21 protein-coding genes are annotated in these 22719 nt (G+C 62.2%); 15 read left to right on the top strand and 6 right to left on the bottom strand.

The annotated features are described in order from the left end of the window. Positions 1-167: 167 nt before the first annotated feature. The 9 genes from hisD (at position 168) to JWR51_RS01120 (ending at position 9870) form a co-directional block, all read left to right on the top strand. Entirely contained in the window at positions 168-1469 is a 1302-nt protein-coding gene (gene hisD / locus JWR51_RS01160; RefSeq protein ID WP_299742478.1) for a histidinol dehydrogenase, read from the top strand. A gap of 63 nt (positions 1470-1532) precedes the next feature. Continuing rightward, positions 1533-3335: a thiamine pyrophosphate-binding protein gene (locus JWR51_RS01155; protein ID WP_299742475.1), complete on the top strand. Its 1803-nt coding sequence runs from the start codon at positions 1533-1535 to the stop codon at positions 3333-3335. Between the two features lie 34 nt (positions 3336-3369). Continuing rightward, complete coding sequence (locus JWR51_RS01150; protein WP_299742472.1) at positions 3370-4068, top strand: hypothetical protein; 699 nt, start codon at positions 3370-3372, stop codon at positions 4066-4068. 320 nt (positions 4069-4388) lie between these two features. After that, the gene (locus JWR51_RS01145) at positions 4389-5408 is read left to right on the top strand and encodes an ABC transporter permease (protein WP_299742469.1); all 1020 of its coding nucleotides are present in this window, start codon (positions 4389-4391) and stop codon (positions 5406-5408) included. Positions 5409-5495: 87 nt separating this feature from the next. Beyond that, complete coding sequence (locus JWR51_RS01140) at positions 5496-6434, top strand: sugar ABC transporter substrate-binding protein (protein WP_299742467.1); 939 nt, start codon at positions 5496-5498, stop codon at positions 6432-6434. Between the two features lie 80 nt (positions 6435-6514). Then, the gene (locus JWR51_RS01135) at positions 6515-7303 is read left to right on the top strand and encodes an ATP-binding cassette domain-containing protein (RefSeq protein ID WP_299742464.1); all 789 of its coding nucleotides are present in this window, start codon (positions 6515-6517) and stop codon (positions 7301-7303) included. Between the two features lie 13 nt (positions 7304-7316). Next, positions 7317-7880, top strand: coding sequence for a VOC family protein (locus JWR51_RS01130; protein ID WP_299742461.1), 564 nt, complete (start codon positions 7317-7319; stop codon positions 7878-7880). 37 nt (positions 7881-7917) lie between these two features. Then, positions 7918-9087: a Gfo/Idh/MocA family oxidoreductase gene (locus JWR51_RS01125; protein ID WP_366525529.1), complete on the top strand. Its 1170-nt coding sequence runs from the start codon at positions 7918-7920 to the stop codon at positions 9085-9087. A 51-nt stretch (positions 9088-9138) separates the two neighbouring features. Then, complete coding sequence (locus JWR51_RS01120; RefSeq protein WP_299742459.1) at positions 9139-9870, top strand: hypothetical protein; 732 nt, start codon at positions 9139-9141, stop codon at positions 9868-9870. A 78-nt stretch (positions 9871-9948) separates the two neighbouring features. On the opposite strand, the gene JWR51_RS01115 is transcribed toward JWR51_RS01120, so the two are convergent. After that, on the bottom strand, positions 9949-10857 hold the full coding sequence (locus JWR51_RS01115; RefSeq protein ID WP_299742458.1) for a LysR family transcriptional regulator: 909 nt from the start codon (positions 10855-10857) through the stop codon (positions 9949-9951). Positions 10858-11004: 147 nt separating this feature from the next. Here JWR51_RS01115 and JWR51_RS01110 point away from each other — a divergent pair, with 147 nt between their 5' ends. Beyond that, entirely contained in the window at positions 11005-11880 is an 876-nt protein-coding gene (locus JWR51_RS01110; RefSeq protein ID WP_299742455.1) for an NmrA family NAD(P)-binding protein, read from the top strand. A 45-nt stretch (positions 11881-11925) separates the two neighbouring features. Here the strand turns inward: JWR51_RS01110 and JWR51_RS01105 are convergent, their stop codons facing one another. Together JWR51_RS01105 and JWR51_RS01100 are read right to left on the bottom strand one after the other, a co-directional pair. Further along, positions 11926-13578 (bottom strand): glycoside hydrolase family 3 N-terminal domain-containing protein, encoded by a 1653-nt coding sequence (locus JWR51_RS01105; RefSeq protein ID WP_299742452.1) that lies wholly within the window; start codon positions 13576-13578, stop codon positions 11926-11928. A gap of 42 nt (positions 13579-13620) precedes the next feature. Continuing rightward, the gene (locus JWR51_RS01100) at positions 13621-14493 is read right to left on the bottom strand and encodes an NAD(P)-binding domain-containing protein (protein ID WP_299742449.1); all 873 of its coding nucleotides are present in this window, start codon (positions 14491-14493) and stop codon (positions 13621-13623) included. 374 nt (positions 14494-14867) lie between these two features. On the opposite strand from JWR51_RS01100, the gene JWR51_RS01095 reads away from it, so the two are divergent. After that, complete coding sequence (locus JWR51_RS01095; protein ID WP_299742447.1) at positions 14868-15632, top strand: MOSC domain-containing protein; 765 nt, start codon at positions 14868-14870, stop codon at positions 15630-15632. A gap of 135 nt (positions 15633-15767) precedes the next feature. Here the strand turns inward: JWR51_RS01095 and JWR51_RS01090 are convergent, their stop codons facing one another. The 3 genes from JWR51_RS01090 to JWR51_RS01080 all read right to left on the bottom strand — a co-directional run bounded on the left by JWR51_RS01090 (position 15768) and on the right by JWR51_RS01080 (position 19292). Next, positions 15768-16988 (bottom strand): MFS transporter, encoded by a 1221-nt coding sequence (locus JWR51_RS01090; protein WP_299742445.1) that lies wholly within the window; start codon positions 16986-16988, stop codon positions 15768-15770. A 134-nt stretch (positions 16989-17122) separates the two neighbouring features. Beyond that, a complete protein-coding gene (locus JWR51_RS01085; RefSeq protein WP_299742442.1) occupies positions 17123-18271 on the bottom strand; it encodes an MFS transporter in 1149 nt (382 codons plus the stop codon). Between the two features lie 136 nt (positions 18272-18407). Further along, entirely contained in the window at positions 18408-19292 is an 885-nt protein-coding gene (locus JWR51_RS01080) for a lipid kinase (protein WP_299742439.1), read from the bottom strand. A gap of 370 nt (positions 19293-19662) precedes the next feature. Here JWR51_RS01080 and panB point away from each other — a divergent pair, with 370 nt between their 5' ends. From panB to panC, 4 genes are read left to right on the top strand one after another with little or no spacing between them, the layout of a single operon-like run. Beyond that, complete coding sequence (panB, locus tag JWR51_RS01075; RefSeq protein ID WP_299742436.1) at positions 19663-20481, top strand: 3-methyl-2-oxobutanoate hydroxymethyltransferase; 819 nt, start codon at positions 19663-19665, stop codon at positions 20479-20481. Next, positions 20474-20656, top strand: coding sequence for a hypothetical protein (locus JWR51_RS01070; RefSeq protein WP_299742433.1), 183 nt, complete (start codon positions 20474-20476; stop codon positions 20654-20656). The genes panB and JWR51_RS01070 overlap by 8 nt, the downstream gene beginning before the upstream one ends. Further along, the gene (gene coaBC, locus JWR51_RS01065; protein WP_299742430.1) at positions 20649-21860 is read left to right on the top strand and encodes a bifunctional phosphopantothenoylcysteine decarboxylase/phosphopantothenate--cysteine ligase CoaBC; all 1212 of its coding nucleotides are present in this window, start codon (positions 20649-20651) and stop codon (positions 21858-21860) included. Before JWR51_RS01070 ends, coaBC begins: the two co-directional genes overlap by 8 nt. Then, positions 21857-22708: a pantoate--beta-alanine ligase gene (gene panC / locus JWR51_RS01060; RefSeq protein WP_299742427.1), complete on the top strand. Its 852-nt coding sequence runs from the start codon at positions 21857-21859 to the stop codon at positions 22706-22708. The genes coaBC and panC overlap by 4 nt, the downstream gene beginning before the upstream one ends. Positions 22709-22719: the final 11 nt, after the last annotated feature.

Below are 22719 nucleotides of genomic sequence, written 5' to 3'. Positions count from 1 at the left end.
TCGCAGTTCGTACCGTAGAATGCGTCATTCTGCGCCAAATATCAACGCTTTGCGAAATTGTGTGCTTCAGCCCTCCGGGCAATGGTCGATCATCAATCACCTCCGCATGCGAGCGCTGACGTGTTCAGTGCCGGGGCCGGAGCAGTGATCCATGGAGGCATGTGGAAATGATTAGAAAGCTCAAGGCTGCGAGCAAGGGTGGGCAATTTCACGATGCCGCCATTACGAGCGCCGTGCAGGGCCTGCTTGATGAAGTGGAGCGCGGCGGCGACGCGGCCATCCGCAAGCTTTCGATCAAATTCGATGGACTGGACAGGCAATCTTATCGGCTAACTGACAGCGAAGTGAGGGCCTGTGTGGAAGGCCTGTCGACACGGCAGCGGGACGATATCGAGTTTGCCCAGACGCAAGTTCGCAATTTCGCCGTGGTACAAAAGAACGCGCTGCAAGACATCGAGGTTGAGACGCTTCCAGGGGTAATCCTTGGGCACCGCAACATTCCGATCCAGAACGTGGGATGCTACGTTCCGGGTGGCAAGTATCCGCTGCTAGCGTCGGCGCATATGTCGGTCCTGACGGCAAAGGTGGCTGGCTGCGATCGCGTAATCACCTGTGCTCCGCCGTTTCATGGCGAACCAGCCCCCCTGATCGTTGCCGCGCAGCACCTGGCCGGCGCCGACGAAATCTACGTGCTGGGTGGTGTGCAAGCTATCGCCGCGATGACGTTCGGTACCGAGACCATTGTTCCGGTCGATATGTTGGCGGGGCCAGGCAACGCCTATGTTGCCGAGGCCAAGCGGCTGTTGTTCGGGCGTGTCGGCATAGACCTGTTCGCTGGCCCAACCGAGGTGCTGATAGTTGCCGACGAGAGTGTGGATGGCGAAATCTGCGCGACGGACCTGTTGGGCCAGGCCGAGCATGGCGTGAATTCTCCTGCCATACTGATCACCAATTCGGAGCGGCTGGCTCGTGAGACGCTCCTGGAAATCGATCGGCTGCTGAGCATCCTGCCGACCGCTCCTGTTGCGGGCAAGGCCTGGGAAGACTATGGCGAGATCATCGTCTGCGACACGCGCGAGGAGATGCTCGCCGAGGCGGACAGGATCGCCTCGGAGCACGTGCAAGTCATGACCCAGGACGACGATTACTTCCTCAACAACATGCGCAACTATGGCGCCCTGTTCCTGGGTGCGCGCACTACGGTCGCCTATGGCGACAAAGTGATCGGCACCAACCACACGCTGCCAACGATGCGTGCCGCCCGCCACACGGGCGGACTGTGGGTCGGCAAATTTCTCAAGACCTGCACCTACCAGCGCATCGTCACCGATGAGGCCTCCGCTATCATTGGGGAATACGCGTCGCGGCTGTCCATGATGGAAGGCTTCGCCGGCCATGCTGAGCAGGCAAATGTCCGCCTGCGCCGCTTCGGCGGCCAGAACGTGCCGTACGCAACTGCTGCCGAATAGTTCACAACCGGACGAGGTGGTTGGGGAACCGCTCGTGCGTGAAAACACCAAGGAAAATCCGCAATGAGCTCAAGCAAGAAAACGGGCGGTCAGATCATCGTCGATGCACTGATCCGCGAAGGCGTAACCCATGTCTTCGGCATTCCCGGCCATGGCGACACCGCGCTGATAGACGCGTTCGTGGATCGCAAAGCCGATATTCACCTGCTGCCGGCAATGCACGAACAGAACGCCTCGCACATGGCGGACGGCTTTTACCGGTCGTCGGGCAAGGTTGCGGGTGTAGTGACCTCGATCGGTCCGGGCGCGACCAATACGCTGACCGGCATCGCCACGGCCTTTGCCGACTCGTTGCCGCAGATCGTCATCACCGGCGGCGTGCACACTTATATGATGGGTCGCGGCCTGCTGCAGGAACTGGATCGTCCGCATTCGGACAACTTCCCTCGCATGGCCGAGCCTGTGGTGAAGCGCTGGTTCAACCCAAGCCATGTCGAGCAGCTGCCCAACATGATGGAACAGGCCTTCAGCGCCATGCTGGAAGGCCGTAAAGGCCCGGTTCTCGTCAACGTGCCGCAAGACGTACAGGCCGAAACCGCCGAGGTCGAGGTCACCGACGGCAAGTCGCGCCGCACCGCCGCGCGCGTCTTCGGCGATCCGGAATACATCGCCCGTGCCGTCGATCTGCTGCTGTCTGCCGATCGTCCGGTGCTGCTGGCCGGCGGCGGCGTGATCCAGGCCGAAGCTACCGAGGAACTCAAGGCGATTGCCGAATTCCTGGGCGCGCCGGTGACCACCTCGTTCATGGGCAAGAGTGCCTTCCCCGAGGATCATGAACTGTTCGCTTGCGCCTGCGGCGATCTGGGCTCGATCCCCGGCAATGCCATGACACGTTCGGCCGACGTGCTGCTGGCCATCGGCTGTCGCTTCTCGGACCGTATCACCTCGTCCTACAAGCAGGGCGTAACTTTCGACATTCCCAAGACCAAACTGATCCAGATCGATCTGGACGGATTCGAGATCGGCAAGAACTATCCGGTCGAAGTCGGCATCCTGGGCGACGCCAGGGCGGTTCTCGCCGCGATCCTGGAGGGCCTGAAAGCCAAGGGCAAGCCGCGGGACTACAAGAACACCGAGCAGTTCAAGGAACTGGAGGCCCGCAAGGTCGAGTGGGAGGAATTCCTGCGCCCGCTGCGCACCGCCGACGTGCAGCCAATGACCGCAAGCCGGGTCTTGGTGGAGGCCCGCAAGGCCCTGCCGCGCGACACCATCGTGGTGACCGACAGCTCGAACCCGCAAAACCAGGTGTTCAACGAATTCCCGGTTTATGGCCCGCGCCAGCACATCACGCCGGGCGGCTTCTCGGGGATCGGATTTGCGCTGCCGGCGGCAATCGGCGCCAAGCTGGGCAAGCCCGAGGTTCCGGTCTGCGCCATCTTTGGTGACGGCGCCTTCCTGCAGACCGGCACCGAACTGGCCACCGCGGCACAATTGGGCGCGGCAGTGATTTTCCTCGTCATCAACAATGGCGGCTGGGGCGCGATCCGCAACCTGCAGCTGAACATGTTCGGCGAAGACCGCGAAATCATCACGAACTTCACCTATCCCGACGGCAAGAGCTGGATGGCCGACATCGCTGGCGTGGCCAAAGCGCTGGGCTGCGAAGGCGAGCGCGTCACCGACCCGGCCGAAATCGGTCCGGCGATCGAGCGCGCGCTGGCCTCGGGCAAGCCCTATGTCATCGATGCGATCACCGCGCTTGAACGGCCGTATTCGAACATGCATGTCACCGGCTGGTGGGACATCACCGTCCCGGCGTATCTTGGCGACCTGCGTGACAAGTACGTCAAGGGCCGCGGCTTCTGATCAACGCAGGCAGGCCTGGCCAGTGAGGGAACAGATGACCGAAACCAACCGCGCGCGCCCGCTGGCTTTCGACGGAAAATACGTCAAGGCCGAAGTGGTCCAGAACGTTCGGGACTACAAGGCGCGTGGGGTCGTGACCAACCTGTCGAACAGGCCGATGCGTGTCGGGGGCGAGGTTCCCGGCACCATCCCACCCTGGAAATCGACGATCATGGTCGATGGCATCATAGCGAGCGCCGACCTGGTCTCGATCGTGGCTATTCCAGACGACGCCAATCTGGGTGGCGTCGTGTTCGACGGCTGGGATTGGTTCGGCAACCGTTTCGACAAATTCCCGCGGACCACCCCGCTCTACATTTCGCCCCATGACGTTGTCGGCCAGGTCAGGCTCAATCCCTATGCGTTTTCGAACGCCGAGAACCCCAGGGACTTCATCGACAACTACGACATCCGCCTGAACCTGTGGTGGGCGCCGGCCAAGACCGATTGCTTCCTGCACAACGAGCATCCGTTCCTGGAAATTCATACGCAGATCTTTGGCCAGGGCCGCATCCAGATTTGCCATGAACGCGACGTAGCGACACTCTATCGCGAGATTACGACTGCTGTCGGCGACACGCACGATCCTCTCGTGCGGGTGACCGGCGATCGAGAGTTTGCCTATCCATGGCATCGCGGCTGGACTGATACGGACGCGATCTGGATGGCTATAGAGCTTCACCCAGCGTCATAGCGTCCTCCACTCCTCTCTTGCGAGGACCTCAGTGGAGTCGGCAGGCCCAGACCTGCTGACTCCATTTCTCTTTCTCCCGCGGTTGCATTTCTGGTCGAACTACAAAAATGGAATCTATAACAACGTGTTAGGTGGCCATAACAGGCCCAAATCGGTCGGCTGTGCGCCGCAAAAGGCCCGCTCAATCGCCGTGCGTCTAGTTGCTTCATAAATGCGCATCCTGCGAAATTGCCCAATCAATTTGCCAGATTAAGCTTGCGGTAACAGAGGGCACAACTGGCCCCCAAAGACACCCGCGGCGAAGAATTTTGGGGAATGGCATGAGCAAAGCGACAAACCAGGTTCTGGACCATCAGGGATATTCTGGCCCATCGACGCTGTCGAAACGCCTTCGCCAACTCCTTCTGCCGCCAACACCATCCGCAGTCGTCCAGCGGGTCATGTTGGTCATGCTGGTATTGTCGGTATTGGCCTTGGCGATCGCCAACCCAAGTTTCCGCAATCCCGCCAATCTGCTCAACATCATCCAACAGGCATCCATGGTAGGCGTCATCGCCTGCGGAATGCAGTTGATGATCATTTCTGGCGGCTTCGATCTCTCGGTCGGCGCTACCGCCGCCGCTTCGGGATGTCTTGCGGCCTATGTCTCGTTGCAGATGGGAATTGCTCCCGGCATGGTTGCGGGGCTCGCCGTCGGGCTCGGGGTCGGCGTGATCAATGGCAGCCTGATCGCAAAAGTCGGCATGAATCCGTTTGTGGCCACTTTCGGTTCGCAGGCGGTGGTTACCGGCGTGCTCTATGCCTTGACCAATGCGCGGCCCATTGCACCGCTGCCGCGGGAATGGCGCGAACTGGGCTTCTTCAACATTGGCGGCCTGACCTTCTCGAGCATGGTGTTCATCGTGGTCGTGGTCGGGCTCCATCTGGTGCTCCGCTACACGCGCTTCGGGCAGCACATCTATGCGGTGGGCAGCAACAAGGTCGGCACCAGCCGCGCCGGCGTGAAGGTCGACCGCGTCATCATCGCCACCTATGCGATAGGCGGACTGACGGCCGGGATTGCCGGCGTAATGCTCACCTCGATCACCGGCGTAGGAAGCCCGCAGGCCGGCACGACCTGGGCGCTGCTGTCGATCGCGGCGGTGGTCATCGGCGGCACCCCCCTGACCGGCGGTGTTGGCGGCATCAGCTCGGCAGTCGTCGGCATTTTTGCGCTCACCGTGCTGAACAACGCCATGACGCTCTACAGCATCTCGGCCTTCTGGCAGCCCGCCTTCATGGGCTTGGGCGTGCTGTTCGCCGTGGGCTACGAGGCCAGCCGCCAGAAGCGGAAAGCCTGAGGAAATTGGTTCGCTCCATGACCACACCGGCGCGGCGCGAACAAATACGGACGCAGTTGGCGGACGTTTCACGCAAGGAGGAATGAGATGATCAAGTTGAACAAACTCTTGACTACCGCGACCATGCTCGCTGCGGCCGCGTTGACCGTCCAGGCTGCCGTCGCCCAGGACAAGCCGACACTTGGCGTGCTGATCTACAACGTTGGCGGAGACCCGTGGATCAACGTGGCGACCTCGACCTTCGAGACCAAGGGCGCCGAGATGGGCTTTGATGTCACCGTGGCCGACGGCCGCAATGACGTCGCGCAGATGAATGCCGCCATGGAGCAGTTCATCGTGCAGGGTGTCGATGCCATCATCGTGCAGCCGGCCGATCCCGACAGCATCGTGGGCAGCGTGCAGCGCGCCATCGAGGCCGGCATTCCGGTCGTCTCGTTCAGCCACTCACTTTCCCCCGACGCCAACGCCACCTCCTATGTGGGTGCCGACGAGGTCTCGATGGGCCGCACCCAGGCCGAACTGGCCGTCAAAGTGCTCGACGGTGTGGGCAACGTTGCCCTGATGACCGGCATCCTGGGTACCAGCCCGCAGATCGGCCGCACCCAGGGGCAGCATGAGATTTTCGATGCCACGCCTGGCATCAAGGTCGTCGAGGAGCAGGCCAATGACTGGCAGGGCGACAAGACTGTCAGCCTGATCCAGGGCTGGCTGAGCAAGTACCCCAAGGGCGAGCTGAACGCCGTGCTGGCCCATGGTCCGGAACTGGTCGCCGCCGCGGAATATGCGCACTCCCAGGGTCGTGACGAGGTCAAGTTCATCGCTCTCGACTACCCCGCGGATGCTCGCGCCGCGATCCAGAACGGCATCCTCTATGCGACCATCAACCAGAGCCCGGCCACCATGGCCGAAGTAGCACTGCAGACCGTCAAAACGGCTCTTGAAGGTGGCGCCGTCGAGCCCGTGATCTTGATCGACACTCCGGTCGTCACTGCGGAAAACGTCGAAGCTAGCCCAGCCGCCTACTGATCCGAGCCAGGTGTGGTGGCCGCAGATCGCGGTCACCACTCTCCGAACCCAAGCACACGTCGCCCTCGAGGGGAGCCACCATGCACCAAGTCTCCGTAGCATCGCTCGATCACAGCAAGACCGTGACAACGCCAATCCTTGAGGCCATCGGCCTGTCCAAGCACTATGGCGGCATCCATGCGCTATCGGATGCAGACCTGCACATAAACCCGGGTGAAGTCGTCGGCATCATGGGCGACAATGGCGCCGGCAAATCGACGCTCGTCAAAATCCTGTCTGGCGCGCAGCCCGCGACGGCAGGGCAGATTCGTATCTCCGGCGCACCGCAGACCTTCAAGACCCCCACGGACGCGCGCAGCGCCGGCATTGAAACGGTGTACCAGGATCTATCCTTGGCCGAGCATCTGGACGTGCTGTCGAACCTGTTTCTGGGGCGCGAGGAAGTTCTGTTCAAATTCGGCGGCCTGAGCATTCTCAACCGCCGGAAGATGGCGATACGCGCCAAGGAGCTGCTCGGCGAGATTGGCGTCAATGTTCCCGGCGTAAACGATGTGGTGGGCGGATTGTCGGGCGGACAGCGTCAGGGCGTGGCTATTGCGCGTGCGGCAGGTTGGGGCTCGCAGTTGATCATCATGGACGAGCCCACCGCGGCGCTGGGTCTTCAGGAGACTCAACATGTTCACGACATCATCCTGGGCCTGAAGGCACGTGGTGTCGCCGTATTGCTGGTCAGCCACAACATGCAGCAGGTGCTGCAGCTCACCGATCGTGTCTACGTTTTCCGCCGCGGCAAGATCGTTTGCAATTTGGAAACGGCCAATTCCAGTGCCGACGAAATCATCAGCTACATCACTGGTGCCAAGGGCTGATCGGAGACTTGTCATGCGGCCCAATGGTCTGCCTGGCCTGCGCGGCACCGAGCATATCGGAATTACCGTGCCGGACCTTACCGCGGCGGTTGCCTTTTTCCGTGATGTGATCGGGTGCGAGCTTGTCTACAGCACCGGTCGCTTCGGCGGCGACGGTGCCTATATGGCGGGCCGGCTCAACGTGCACCCGGACGCCGTGATCGAAGGCGTGGCCCTGCTGCGCTGCGGCAATGGCTGCAACTACGAGCTGTTTCAGTATAGTTCGCCCGACCAGAGGGACGTCGCGGCTCGCAACAGCGACATCGGCGGCTACCACGTGTGCTTCTACGTGGATGACATCGACGCTGCGGCTGACTACCTGCGAGCGAATGGGGTTCGCCTGCTTGGCACGCCGCTGACACAGACCGAGGGCAAGATCGCCGGTGAGAGCTTCCTCTACTTCCTGGCGCCCTGGGGCCTGCAGATGGAACTGATCTCCTATCCCAATGGCAAGGGTTACGAGAAGGAAACGACAGCTCGCCTGTGGGACCCCCGCAGCACCAATGCGCCTAAGTCGCCCTTTGTGCGGCTGCGCTGACCACCCGTCTCGGGCGTCCTGAGTTTGGAACAAGACGATGTACAGACTGACTGGTGATATTCCGAAACGGAAGCGACTTAAGGTCGGCATGATCGGTGGAGGACGCGGGGCATTCTTCGCGAGTTATCATCGAGCGGCCATGCGCATCGCCAACCGCTTCGATCTGGTCGCGGGCGCCTTTTCCTCCGACCCAGCAGTGGCGATGGAGGCCGGCGAGGCTCTCGATATAGCGCCCGACCGCATCTATCCGTCCTTTACCGACATGGTGGCCAAGGAGGCCGGGCGTTCGGATCGCATCGACGTCGGAATCGTGGTCACGCCTAATCACTTGCATTTCGAGCCGTGCCGCCTGCTGCTCGAAGCTGGCATCCCGGTCATCTGCGACAAGCCGCTGGTCAACAGCACGGACGAAGCCCGCGAACTCGTGCGTATCGCCGAGAAGAGCAACACCTTCTTCGCTCTGACCTATACGTATCTCGGCTACCCGATGGTGCGCGATGCCAGGGCCAGGATCGCCGCCGGTGAGCTGGGCGAAATCCGCTTCATGTATGTCGAGTATCTCTGCGAATGGCTGGCCAACGATCCGTCCAAACTGGGCAAAGGCGGAGTGTGGCGCGGCGACCCGCTCAAAGCGGGCCCCACGGGCGCTCTTGGCGATATCGGCACGCATGCCTTCAACATTCTGGAGTTTCTGTCGGGCAAGAAGTGCACGGCACTCAATGCCAAGCTGACCACGGTGGTCCCAGGGTGGGGCATGGACGATACCGACGTGCTGCAGCTGGAGTTCGAGGGCGGCATTGACGGGTTGCTATGGTCGAGCATTGCCGCGCCAGGGCATCGTAATGGCCTGCGCTTCAAGATCGTGGGAACCAAGGCTACCGCGGAATGGTGCCAGGAAGCGCCGGAGACCCTGCTTTTCTCGCGGCTGGGACTGGCAGACCTGGTTTATCGCCGCGGGGGAGGCGACATGACCGAGGACGGGCGTGACAGCGTCAACCTGCCGGCGGGCAACCCTGAATCATATCTCGAAGCATTAGCGACACTCTATGCCGATTTTGCTCAGGCACTGGAGGCTGGGCCCGACTGGCGCAATGCCACGGCCGTACCTCTGCCGGATATCCGGCAAGGACTGCGCGGCGTCGCGCTGAGCGAGGTTGCGGTGCAGTCCAACAAGCAACGCGCCTGGGTCGCTTTTCCGGACGAATGAACCGTTCGGCATCGCGGCCACCGGTCGTGCCATATCGATTGGAGTATTCGAATGCGCAGCAGGAAACTCAGGATTGATGATCTGGGGGCTGCGGTTGGCGGCATGGATATCCCCGTGCAGGACCTGTTCCCGCACTTCCACCGCTATGACCGGCTTGGCATCGTCATACGGCAATCGGCCGGGGCGGTGGGGGCGTCGCTCCTCATTGAGGCGTTCCAGGCCACCTACTTTGCCCATCGCCGCGCCATCGGGCTCGATGCGGTGCACTATCCGGAGATGTATGCTTTCCACGTCGGCGGTCGGCACGGCGACATGCGCATGTTCGATTTCGAGCCCATGCGCAAAGAGGTGTTCGTCGATACACCCGAAGAAACGCTGGCGGCCGTCAACCAGTGTGGGGTGACCCGCATCCTCATTCCCGAAAACAAAAACTCCAAAAAGAGCTACCGCTGGGAGGAAACAGGCGCGGCCAAGGACCGGATCAAGTCGGTGTTCGTCTATTCGCCGACTGGGATGGTTCAAGCCCCCCAGTTTTCGCTTCGTTCGGAGTTGAAAATAGCGTTCGACAGCGTACTTGGTGTGATCGATCCCCAACACACGCTTGAAGCCCATACGGCGGGTGAAACGCCATTTTGGAGGGACACGTTGTTGGCCCGGCTGGGCGAGATCCCTCCGTCCGAGCAAAGCGCAGCGCGGGCCAGATTGGAAATGTCGAGGGCGAACGGTCATCTGACCGAGAGCTACAGGACAGCGGACATGAAAACGCTGCTCGCCTGCCTTTAATGCCGTCCGCCAAATGCCGGACGGTGTCCGCTTTCGCTCCTACGCAAACGCCGCGAGCTGCTCGGAAGCGGAAAGAGGTCAGTCGGCGCCCTCCATCGCAATTTCCTGCACGAAATCGAGGAACGCCCGGACCTTGGCCGGCGGCAGATTGCGTGAGGGGTGATAGGCATAGAGCGGAAAGACCTCGTCCGACCAGTCGCCCAGAATCCGCACAAGATCGCCGCGCCGCAACCAGGGATCGAGCCCCAGTGCAAAGCTCTGGAATATGCCGAGGCCAGCCGCGCACGCCGCGATGGCGGCCGAGGGATCATCGGTTGTCAGTTGGCCCCGCACGTCGACGGTGAAGGTCTCGCCATTGCGCGAAAATTCCCATTCGAAGGGCCGGCCACTGTGCGGGTCCCGAAACAGCAGCGCCTCGTGCGAGAGCAGGTCATGGGGTGTCTGGGGCGTGCCGTGCAGATTGAGATAGGCCGGCGCCGCACAGGTCAGCACGCGCGTTTCCAGCAGTTTACGCGCAATCAGTGTCCCGCCTTCGGCAGGCCCGAACCGGACGGCAACATCGACTCCGACCATCATTTCCTCACGATGGTTGCTGACCGCGAGATCCAGCGAGATGAGCGGAAAACGCTGGAGAAAACGCGGCAAGCTAGGCGCCAGCACCATGCGCGCGAACCAGGGATCGACATTGACGCGCAACCGCCCGCTCGCCGCCACTGCGGCGCCAGCGAGTTCGGCCGCGGCCTCTTCGATCGATGCCAGCAGCGGCATCATCTGCGCGTGGAAGCGTCGACCCTCTTCGGTCAGTGTTACCGAACGCGGCGTCCGGTCGAAGAGGCGCACCCCGATCCGCGCTTCCAACCGCGCGACGGCCCGACTGACGCCGGACGGGGTCAGCCCGAGCACTTCTCCGGCTCGGGCGAAATTGCCAACCTCCGAGACCGCTACCAGCACACCGACGCCGGCAAGAATACGTGTGTCGAAGGTCATGCGGCAATACCCCAGCAGTGATCAAATATCATCTTAACATGGATCTTTATGCGCTAAAATCATCGCCTTGTTTTGCGTAGATTGGACCTGCCGAAGGAGCTGACGTGCAGCAATCTCGGCGCTCTCTGCAGTCAAAGAAGACACATCATGTACGCAATCACTGGAATTACCGGGAAGGTCGGCGGAACGCTGGCCAATGCCCTGCTCGATAAGGGACTACCCGTCCGCGCCATCGTTCGCGATGCTGGCAAGGGCGCCGCGTGGGTAGCGCGCGGCTGCGAGGTCGCAATCGCCGATATGGCGGATGGGGCGGCACTGGGCACCGCCTTTGCCGATGCCGAGGCGGTCTTCATCCTGCCGCCCTCGGAGTTCGACCCGAAGCCCGGCTACGTGCAGGCGCAAGAGCTGAACCACACGCTGGTCGAGGCTCTGACCCTGGCCCGCCCGAACCGGGTGGTATGCCTGTCGACGATCGGCGCGGATGCTGGACAGGATAATCTGCTGACCCAGCGTACCCTGCTGGAACAGGCATTGTCGGCGCTACCGCTGCCGGTGACGTTCCTGCGGCCGGCCTGGTTCCTGGAGAACGCCGCCTGGGACGTGGCGTCGGCGCGCGACGAGGGCGTCATCCACAGCTTCCTCATGCCGCTCGACAAGCCCTTCGCGATGGTGGCAACCGCGGACGTCGGAACCCTCGCCGCGCAGTTGATGCAGGAGAACTGGTCGGGAAAACGCATTATCGAGCTGGAAGGCCCGCGCCGCGTATCGCCGAACGATCTCGCGGCGGCATTTGCCAAGGTGTTGGGGCGCCCGGTCCGCGCCGAAGCCGTTCCCCATGAAAGCTGGGATGGCCTGTTCCGTGCGCAGGGCGGGCTAAACCCCAATCCACGCATCCGCATGCTGGATGGGTTCAACCAAGGCTGGATCGACTTCCCCGATGGCGGTGCCCGGGCGGTCAAGGGTACCACGGATGCAGAAGCGGTCATTGCCGGGCTCGTCCACCGCGAAGCGGCGGCCGCCTAGGGCAGGAAATAGGGCGTCCCAAGCCAAGACCAACTTGGGTTCCCCCTAGCCGGAGCCAAGCGCGGCTATTATCTGGTGCAGAGGACGGTAGGTGACGGCCACCGGACTTATGCCGCGTGCTGGAACACGGCCCAATAGGACTTTCACAGCCGCCGCCTGGCTGGCAATGATGGGCGAATACGCGTTGATTAGTGTCAGGCACTCGGGCGCGTCGTGCAAATAGTACGGTGTGCCAAAGGAAATGATTGCCGTCGGTAGTTTGCGCCAGAGCCGTACCATGCTGTCGGGAAACGCTCCATGCAGGCTTGACCAGGGCATGCTGAGACTGGGCTTGGCACTCCCCGCCTCGTCGCCGATGGCGTAGATCGCCGCGTCATAGTCCTCGATGCGCAATGGCATCCCCGGTTCATGCTGGTGGACCTCGAAGCCTTCTGCCTCCAGCAGTTGTCGAACCGCCAATTGCGGCAGCGGCCCGGAGCCGCTTTCGCGCAGCTTCGGCATCAGGAGCAGGATGCGCCGATGGGTAACGGCAGACAGGGGAATCATCGCCTGATCGTCGCGCACCAGGGTGATGCTATTTGCGACAATGTCGGCGGCGTCCTGGGCATATGAGACTTCTGCATCCTCGCCTGCATCGCTGTCCGCAGCCTTGTGCAACCCCAGCGCGGCCTTCATTTCCAATACACGCCCAACGGCGGCATCGACGCGAACCATCGACAGCCTGCCGTCCTCGATCGCCTGTTTCAGGATCGCCACGGTCGCGTCCACATCATCGGGGAACAGCAACATGTCGCAGCCGGCTGCGATGCTGGCGGGAATGGTTTCGGAGAGGTCCCCAAGACAGGCAAAGCCCGCCATCGATAGGGAATCGGAAATCACCACGCCCTCGAAGCCGAGTTCACCGCGCAGCAGATCGGTGATCAGGGCATGGTTGAGTGACGCCGGCAGCCCGCTGGACATGCGGCCCGTCTCTGCCTCGTAGGCATCGAAGGTGATGTGACTTGCCATTATAGACATCAAGCCACTATCGATAGCGGTCTTGAACACGGCCCCATAGCTGCCGCGCCACTGCGCCAGGCCGAGGCTGTTGCAGCTCCAAACGAAATGCTGGTCCCGATGGTCGACACCGTCGCCGGGGAAATGCTTGCCCGCCGCGGCCATGCCTCTCTGTTGCGTGGCCACGATCCAGTCCGTCGCACACTGGCTCACCCGAGCAACGTCGTTGCCGAAGGACCGCGTGTTAACCACTGGATTGGCAGGGTTGATATCCAGGTCGAGGGAGGGTCCAAAGGACCAGTTGAAGCCGAGCGCGCGACCTTCGCTTGCCGCAATTTTTCCCGCAAGTGCTGCCGCTTCGCCGCCGGCTGCCGCTATGCCCATCTGGTTGGGTAGCGCGGTACGCATGCTGAACCGCTCGGACAATTCGAGATCGCCGCTCAGCAGCAGCGGGATGTTTGCCCGGCGCTGGAGATATTGTGCGCTGCTGCGGAGCTGCTCAGCCGGGCGCGACAACAGGCGATGGATACCGCCAACCCCTTGGGCGACCACCGAATCCAGGGAGGTTTGCGACAGATCACGGCACAGGACGTGGAGCAGCTGTCTGAGCTTGAGGTCCAGCGACAACGAACCCTGGGTGTCAACGACCCATCGGCATGCCGCATCGTCCAGTTGGAAAGGCACTACGGCGTTAGAAAGCATCGGCATCACCATCCGGATAGACCCAAACCATGCAAGCGCTCCTCAAGCAACACCGGCGACGACTTTGGCAGCGACGGCCACCTCCTCATCGGCGTGGCCTGCCTCCACAGTCCTTCTCAATATTTCAACTGATGCCGCGGGAAGCGCCGTGTTCAGGCCAATTTCGTCGGCGAAAGCCAATAACTGCTCCGCGCCAGCCAGGTGCACCCGATTGGTGGCCTGGTCGCCTTTGAAGTTATTCAACCTGGTTTGGCGCTCAAGGTCCTTTGCGACCGCGGCTATCTCCATCAGGTATGATGGCGCGGATTGCAAAAATATCGAGGGATCCATGGTCGACGACTTGCATGTCGCAATGCCTTGAACCAGCCCGAGGACCGATCCGTAAAAAAAGCTCAGCCATGCCATGTCCATGATCGAGGCATCTTTTGCCCGGGCGCCACAATAGACTGGACGCCCGCTCATGGAGCGAAGGTTGTGGAGTTCGCGATCAAAGACATCCTTCGCGCCCGAATAGTAGATAACGCCATCGGGCCGGCCAATGCCTGACGGCATGGTGGCAATTGCCCCATCGAGAACCACAATGCCTTTGGCCGAGGCTGCCTGGCTGAAGGCCTCGGCCTCATCAGGCGTCTCTGAAGTGAGTTGGATCAATGTCCGACCCGCCAGGGCGCCCGCAATGCCGGGTTCGCCCAGCAGTGCCATCGACGCTTCGAAGTTGGCGATGCAGAGGACTATCACCGGAGATGCGTTAATGGCTTCCGCAGCTGTTTGCCGAACGTCATGGAAACCCGCGGTATTGGCGCGCCTCTCGGCCGATCGCGTCCAGCACACCACCGTCTTATCGGCGGCCGCCAACGCCCTCGCCAGCGCAGAACCCATGTTCCCAAGCCCGATTACGCTTATGCTTTCGACCATTTCGCCCTCGTTGGCTGGTGGAGCGGCGGCGGCATCACGTCCGGCTCTCACCCACGCCGAGATTCATTGCATCGATCTAATAGGCAACTTTGTCGTTCGCGTAAAGGTGGGAAGCGAAGCGCCCGCTGGCCTTGAGGAGCCGTCGTTGGAGCGGCCACGGCCAAGAGGCTCTTGTGATCCGGGCAGAGGGCGTTATCGGGCAGGCGAAAACTCCCTACCCTCACAATAACCGTCTTGACACGTCTGAGCATGATCAATACTCGATTGGATCGATCTAAAGTGGTCTGCGCGAAACCCAGGCGTGGTGAGCTGCTGTGGCGGCGCCAGGCAGCTTTGTGGTGGATTTTGCCGGCTGCACAAGGGAAGAGCGTGTGATGCCTGTCGGTATGATCTCTGAACTCTGGCGATACCCGGTCAGCGCCGTGGGCGGTGAGTTGCTAGACGCCATCTCGGTCGCGGAGGCGGGCGTCGAGGGAGACCGCGAATGGGCCGTGGTCGATGCTGAAGGAAATCCCGCTTGGCCGGACAGGGAGAAGCGGTGGCGGGCCGCACTCCTGCTGCGCTCGCGGTCCAGAGCGTCAGAGTTCGAAATCAGCCTAGCCGATAGCAGCTGGATGGACGGCACTTCCCCAGCCACGTGGACCTCATTGTCCGATCACTTCGGTTTCCCGGTCAGCGTACGACGGCAACTGCCCCACGGAACTATGCCTTCGGCCGATGGGGTGCCCGAACGCTATGATCGCGCGCCGATACACCTTGTCAGTTCGGCTTCCATCGCAGACCTGCAGCGTACCTTGCCTGAATCCGGCATCGACTCCCGGCGGTTCAGACCGAACATTGTCCTCAGGGTACCCGAAACCGCCGGCGCGCATGTAGAGAGACGCTGGATCGGAAAGACGCTGCTGATCGGCGACGCGGAGTTGCGAGTGACGTCGCCCTGTACGCGGTGTGTTTTCACCGTGCTACCTCAGGGAGACCTCCCTTTTGACAAGCGTGTTCTAGGCGCGATCGCCAGGGAAGGCGGCGGCTTTGGCGTGTACTGCAGCGTCGTAGTTCCTGGACGCATCGGCATTGAGGACATGGTGACTGTCCGCGACGCCGGGCCTTCGGCTCAGCACCTGGTTGCGAGTAGCCTGTGAGGATCGACCGAAGAGGCAACTCGGCCCGACGGAGTGGGCAACCCGCCGTCGGCGGACCGATCTGGAGACCCTACGGCGAATTCCGTCGCCCGGGGTTGCTAGCGGCGAAGGGATCGGAAAGCCGAGCCCACCGCGTCATGTGGCCGCTCGCCGGGCCATGATGGCGAGGCCGACAGTTGCCAACGCCGCGTAGGCGGCGGGGAACAGGAACACCATGGGCAACCCGACCACGGCGATGCCAAGGCCTCCCGTAATACCCCCGAGAGCCGAGCTGAGCGCAGTCGAGCTCATGAAGATCGCCGACGCGGTGGCGACGGCGCTGGGCAGCAATCGCTGCGCCACGATGATGCCCAAGGCCGCGAAGACGCCCCAGACGCCGCCCATCAGGATTTGTCCGGCAAACATGCCGGCGGCGCTGGGCCACAGGGCGAAACACAGGTTCGCCAAAACGCCCAGACCGGCGGCGATCGTCATCAGCCAGAGCGTGCCGATACGCCGTGCGACAATGACGCTGAACGGCATGATGATCAGCTCGATCAATGGCTGGATGCCAATGATCGCGCCACGCAATGCCGGCTCAAGGTGCAGTTGCTCCTCCATATAGACCAGCAGGAAGCCGTATTTGATCGCCTCGCCGGCATAGACGAGGATATAGAGGCCGGTGAAGACGAGCAGCGGCGTCATGACCGTCCATTGCGACGGCATGGTACTGGCGGATGCAGAGTTCACCGCTCGTTGCGCAGGCGGCGCCTCGACGTTGAGAGTTCCGAGCGGGATGATCTGCGCCAAAAAGCAGAGCGCCGTGCCCCAGAACATCACGCGGATGCCGGCCTCGGCGGCGAACCACGCACCGATGACCGGGCCCACGACCCATCCTACCGTCAGCGCCATGCGGATGATGGCGACAATGTCCTCGGCGGCGGGCGTCGGCTTTCGCGTCAGGTCATCATGGATGGCAGCGAACAGCTGCGATGCCGCCGCGCCCGAGAAACCGAGCACCAGAGTGCTGATCACGAATGGCATCCATGCCTGCCAGGCTATCGCGATACCGGCCCATCCGAGGAAGCCGGCAATAACGCAGAGCCTGAAAAGGCCGAGGCGCTTGCCGGTGCGATCCGAATAGCTCCCAATCAGGTAACCAGCGACCGGTGCCGCAAGGCTGGTGAGATAAAACAGTCCGGCGATCGGCAGCGGTGTTGCGAATTCGCGCGCCAGATAGAGCACGATCTGTGGCGCCGCCGCAGAAGTGCCGATACCCGACAGCAACATCGCGATCGTGGCGCCCAGATAGAGCCGAGAGCCGAGCACCTGTTTGAGCGCCGATGGTGGTTTGCCCATCACGTCTGCGTTTGCCATATCAGCATCTCCCCCGAATGGTCAGCGCGGCGCGGGTCGCCCATTGCTCCCGGCGCCCGGCGGCGGGATGATCGTTCAGGCTTATGCTGGATGCAGACATATTGGGTTCGCTTGAAATTGAGCTGATATGGCGCCTAGACGCGGTGAAAAATGGAGCGTGAAGCAATAGCGATGATCACCATGGCGGCGCAGAGCAGGCAAAAGGCCGTCTGCAGGCTGGTGGCATGAGCGATAAGACCGATTGCGGCGGGTCCGGCGATGATGCCCACATAGCCCACGGTCAACACAGAAGCGACGGCCAGATTGGCCGGCATGCGCTTGGTCCGCCCGGTGAGCGTGAAAAGGATCGGGGCAATGTTCGAGATGCCGGCGCCCACCAGCATGAAGCCCAGCAAGGCCGCAATGGCCGATGGCAGCAGCAGGCTTACAAGGAACCCCGTCGTGGCAAGCAATGCGCTCAGGACAAGCATCGTCAGGTCGCCCAATGCGGTTCGGAACCTGTCTCCGAGCAGGCGACCGAGCGTCATGGTGATGGCGAAGGCCGTATAGGCAAAACCCGCAAGTCCCACGTCTGCGGCGTGGGCTTCGATCATGAACAGCGCGCCCCAATCGAGGACCGCACCTTCCGCCAGCATGGCGAGCAAGCTGAGGCACCCGATGGCAAGAACGACGCCCTGCGGAATGACGAAGGCGGGAGGCTTGGCGCCGCCGTCATCGCTGTAAGGCAGCAGTCCCGGCCGGGCGGTGACGAGCAGGGTGGCCATGACCACGGATACAATCACGGCAGCGATAATTGGCGTCGTGCCGCCTGCCAGCAGCAAAGCCATTGCGCCCGATCCCACGATTCCGCCCAGGCTGAACATCGCGTGAAAGCCGGACATCAGCGCTCTGCCTTCCTTGCGCTCCACCAGCACGGCCTGCAAGTTCATCGCCACCGAGGTGCAGCCCATCACGATGCCGAACCCCACCAGCGTTGCAGCCATGAGCCACACCGAGCCTACCGTCGCCAAAAGCGGGAGGAACAAGCATAAACCGGCAGCGGATACGGTGATCACCTGCCGGCAGCCGAAACGGGACGTCAGGAAGGCCGTCATTGGCATGGCGAGGATGGACCCGACGCCCATGCTCAGGAGCACCAGCCCGAGAGCACCATCCCCCAGACCAAGCCTGATCTTGGCCAACGGGACGAGCGGAGCCCACGCCCCCAGCACGATGCCGCCGAGCGAGAAGATGAGCCGCGTAGAAATGCGCTCATTGCCTGCGGTCGCGGTTATGGCAGTCATGCTGTTCTCTCCTCGCCGCATGTGCTATTGCAGAATACGCACAAGCAAGCAAGAATGCGCACGAACATGGGTCACGCAGAATGCTGACCGGGGAAAGCCCTGATCGCATTCGCGAACTGCTGAACGGTCATAGACGCTAGCGCCTTGCAAAAACCAATACCGCCGACGGGCGGATGAGGAAGTGAGCGGGTGTATGGGTAACGAGGTCCCCGTCGGTATTGATCGGCATCGGCCGGGTCGTGCGAATGTCGAACTCCACACATTTGTCCGTGCGAACCTCTCCCCATGCGCCGTGGGTGCCCTTCCTGAAGGCCCCAAGCAGAAGTAGCAGGCGAAACACATTGTCCTGTTCGAGGCTGTAGAGATCGAGATGGCCGTCATCAATCGCTGCGTTGGCCTCCACCACCGTCCCACCGCCATAGTGCCGGCCATTGCCGACCGCGATTTGTAGCGATTTGACTGAGACTTCGCCCGAGCGATTGATGATGGTGGCCCTGAACGGGCGCGCCTTGAGCAGCACCTTCACTGCAGCAAGCGCATAGCCAAGCTTGCCCCAGCGCCGTTTTGCTTCGCGCGACAAGGAGGTGGCAAGGTCAGCGCTGAGCCCTATGCTGGCAACATTGAAGAAGGGGTGGCCATTGACCTCGCCCAGGTCGATACGCCGGGTGTGGCCCGCCAGGATGATATCGGCGGCGGCATCCAGATCGTCCGGAATTGCCAAGGTGCGCGCCAGATCGTTGGCTGTGCCCATGGGCATGATCCCCATGGGGAGACCGCTCGCAGTAATGCCCTTGGCCGCGGAATTGATCGTTCCGTCGCCGCCGCAGACGATCACGAGATCGACCTCGGCCTGCCGCCGCTCGATATCGATGGACACCTCGGCCGGGGTCTGGAAGCGCTCGACCGAGACGTCGATGCCGCCCCGCTCAAGCCGCGCGATCACCGCGTCGAGCGTGTCGGTGCCACGCCGAGAATTGGGATTGATCAGCATAACAGCGCGGCGGCGAGAGGAGGGTGGCATGGGCTGTCCGGAGATAACGGTCCCCGCACATGGAGCGGCAAGCCCTCATATGCAAGCGTACAGCATGATCATTTGGCAAGGTGGCGCGTCCGGAAGAGAGAGACGCCGAGGCTTATTTGTCATCGTTCTGATGGGATCGAATTGGAGACCGAATTTTGAGAGGTGGCCAATCTATCCGTGAAAACGCCATTTCAACGCGTTACACTGCAATATTGGCGGAGAAACCCGGATTCTCTGCATAGATCACCTCACTGGACCACCTGTCATCCGGCTGAGCCATTGCACTATTGGACACTTGCGAAATTGGGGCGACGCTCTATGGAGGTGGCGTGACGACCTGATAAGTCCGCCCCGACACCAAGGCAGGCCAATGTCCGTACGAGCCGAGATCAAACGCCTGACCACCCGCGATATCCGGGCACTTGCCCGAAGCGGCGAGAAGATCGCCATGCTGACGGCCTATGACCACGTGATGGCCGGGCTGCTCGATCAGGCAGGCGTCGAGATTGTCCTCGTCGGGGATAGCCTGGGCAATGTCGTGCTGGGGCATGAGACGACGCTCCCGGTGACGCTGGACGACATGATCCGCCATACCAGTGCGGTCTATCGCGGGACGACGCGGGCAATGGTGGTGTGCGATCTGCCATTTGGCACGGCAAAAGATCCGGAAACGGCCTTGAGCAGTGCCATCGCCGTGCTGCAGCAAACAGGCTGCCAGGCCGTCAAGATCGAGGGCGGTGGCGCCGCAGCGCCGATGGTGGCGCGATTGGTGGCACAGGGCATCCCGGTAATGGGTCATATTGGACTTACCCCACAGTCGGTGCATCAGCTGGGCGGCTATTACCGTCATGGCAAGGACGTGCCGGCGGCCCAGGAATTGATTGCGGCAGCACGCGAACTGCAAGACGCGGGGGCCTTTGCCATCGTTCTGGAATTCATCGTTCCTGAAGTCGCGGCGGAAATAACGCAGCTGCTGGACATCCCCACTATAGGTATCGGATCGGGGCCAGATTGTGCCGGGCAAGTTCTGGTGATCAACGATCTGATCGGGCTCAATGTGCGGCCGGCGCCCGGGTTCACCAAGCCCAAGGCGGACGTTGCGGGGATCATCCGCAAGGCCGTCGGCGAGTATGTCGCCGAAGTGAAGGCGCACCCCGCCGCAAAGGCGAAGGAGCCGGCCGTTGGTTGAACACTGGCTGCTGCTTAATGTCGGCAATACCCACACCGTCGCCGGGCTGTTCCAGGGTGGTGGACCGAGGATCGCCGAAGCCCGGTTTCGCACCGACCCACTCTCCGACCGTTTTCGCATGGAACCGGACGTGACGCTTCTGGGCCTCTTCCGCTATGGGCAGTTGAATGGCTAGCAACATCCTCATCGCCATCACCGGCAGTATCTCGGCCTACAAGATGGCCGACGTGGTCTCCGAACTGGGCAAGCGCGGCCATCAGGTGCAGTGCATCCTGACCGAAAGCGCGGCACAGTTCGTGACCCCGCTGGTGCTGGAAACGCTGAGCGGCCGACCGGTCAAATCAGCCCTGTTCGGGCCCGGCGTGTCGGGAACCGAACATATCGACCTGGCGCGTTGGGCCGATGTTTTCGTGGTGGCGCCGGCAACGGCCAATGTGTTGGCCAAGCTGGCACTCGGACTGGCCGACGACCTGTTGACCACTGTGGCGCTGGCGACGACCGCCCCCATGCTGATCGCACCGGCCATGAACACGGTGATGTGGGAGCACAAGGCCACGCAACTGAATCTGGAAACGCTGCTGGGACGCGGCGCCGCTATGATCGCCCCGGCAGCGGGCACGCTGGCCTGCGGCGAGGTGGGCGTTGGCAAGCTGGCGCCGGTGCCGATCATTATCGAGGCGATTGAGGCGGCACTGGTCATGCCGAAGCAGGATCTGGCCGAGATCAAGGTGCTGATCACGGCGGGGCCGACGACGAGCCCGATCGACGCGGTGCGCTATATCACCAACCATTCGACCGGCCGCATGGGTGCCGCGATGGCTGAGGAAGCGCTGCGGCGGGGCGCCGAGGTGCGCTATGTGCTTGGCGTGGACAAGGGCGTGGTACGGCCGTCTGCACCCAAAGGCAGCGCCGACCGGCTGACCCTGGTCGAGGTGCGGACAGCCGAAGAGATGGCAGCGGCGGCACTGAATTTCCTGCCGGAGGTAGACGGCGTGATCGCGACAGCCGCCGTGCTGGATTATCGGGTGGCGAACTCGGCAGCGGGCAAGCTCAAGCGGGCAGCAGAAGCCACGGTGCTGGATATGATTCCGTCGGTCGACGTGCTGGGGTCGCTGCGTACGGCGGCCACGGGCCAATGGTTTCTGGGTTTTGCCGCGGAAACCGACAATGTCGAGGCCAACGGCCGCGCCAAGCTCGAAAGCAAAGGGCTGGATTTTCTTTTCGCCAACCCGGTGGCCCGGCTCGGCGAGACCAGTGAAACGGGCTTCTCGGTCCCCACCAATGCCGGCACTTTGCTGCGTCGCGTCGGCGATGCGATCAGCCTGCCGGTGATGAGCAAAACCGAGTTGGCCCGGCGCTTGTGGGACTTGATCGTATGACTGTCATCTTGCGGACGATTGCCGAAGTGCGGGCCTGGCGTCGAGCCTTGCCGGCAGGGCAGACTCTCGGCTTCGTGCCGACCATGGGCGCGCTGCACGCCGGCCATATCAGCCTGATGGAACTGGCTAAGCGCCGCGCCTCGGTGACGATTGCCAGCATTTTCGTCAATCCGCTGCAGTTCGGGCCCAATGAGGATTTGGCGAAATATCCGCGGCCCATCGAGAAGGACCTCGCATTGCTCGAGGCCGCCGGTATCGACGCAGTGTTTTTGCCGGGAGTGGCCAACCTCTATCCTGACGGAGCCTCGACCTTCGTGGTCGAGGAGAGCGTATCCGCGCCAATGTGCGGCGCGGTACGGCCGGGGCATTTCCGGGGGGTAACCACGGTCGTGCTCAAGCTGTTCAACATCGTGCAGCCCGATCTCGCAGTGTTCGGGCAGAAGGACGCACAGCAATGCGCCGTGATCGAGCGGATGGTGCGCGACCTCGCCGTGCCGGTCGAGATCGTGCGTGGCGCGATTGTCCGCGAGCCGGACGGATTGGCGCTGAGTTCGCGTAACGTCTATCTCAGTCCCGAGGACCGGGCGGCGGCGCCACTGATCCATGCCAGCCTGCAGGCCGCAAAAGCGGCATTCGAGGCAGGCCAGCGCGACGCCAGTGCCCTTGCGGCGATCGGACGAAAGGTGCTGGGCCAGGACCCCCGCTTCACCTTGCAGTACTGGGATGTTCGCGATCCGCAGACTCTGACTTCTATCGACACGGTTCCGACAGGCGGCGCTCTCCTTGCTGTGGCGGCCTATCTCGGATCGACCAGGCTCATCGACAACATCGTCCTCGCGCCATTCTGAGGCCGCGGCAG

This window comes from Devosia sp. (assembly GCF_028290625.1).
Classification (GTDB): Bacteria; Pseudomonadota; Alphaproteobacteria; order Rhizobiales; family Devosiaceae; genus Devosia.
This window is presented reverse-complemented; position numbering and strand designations above follow the sequence as displayed.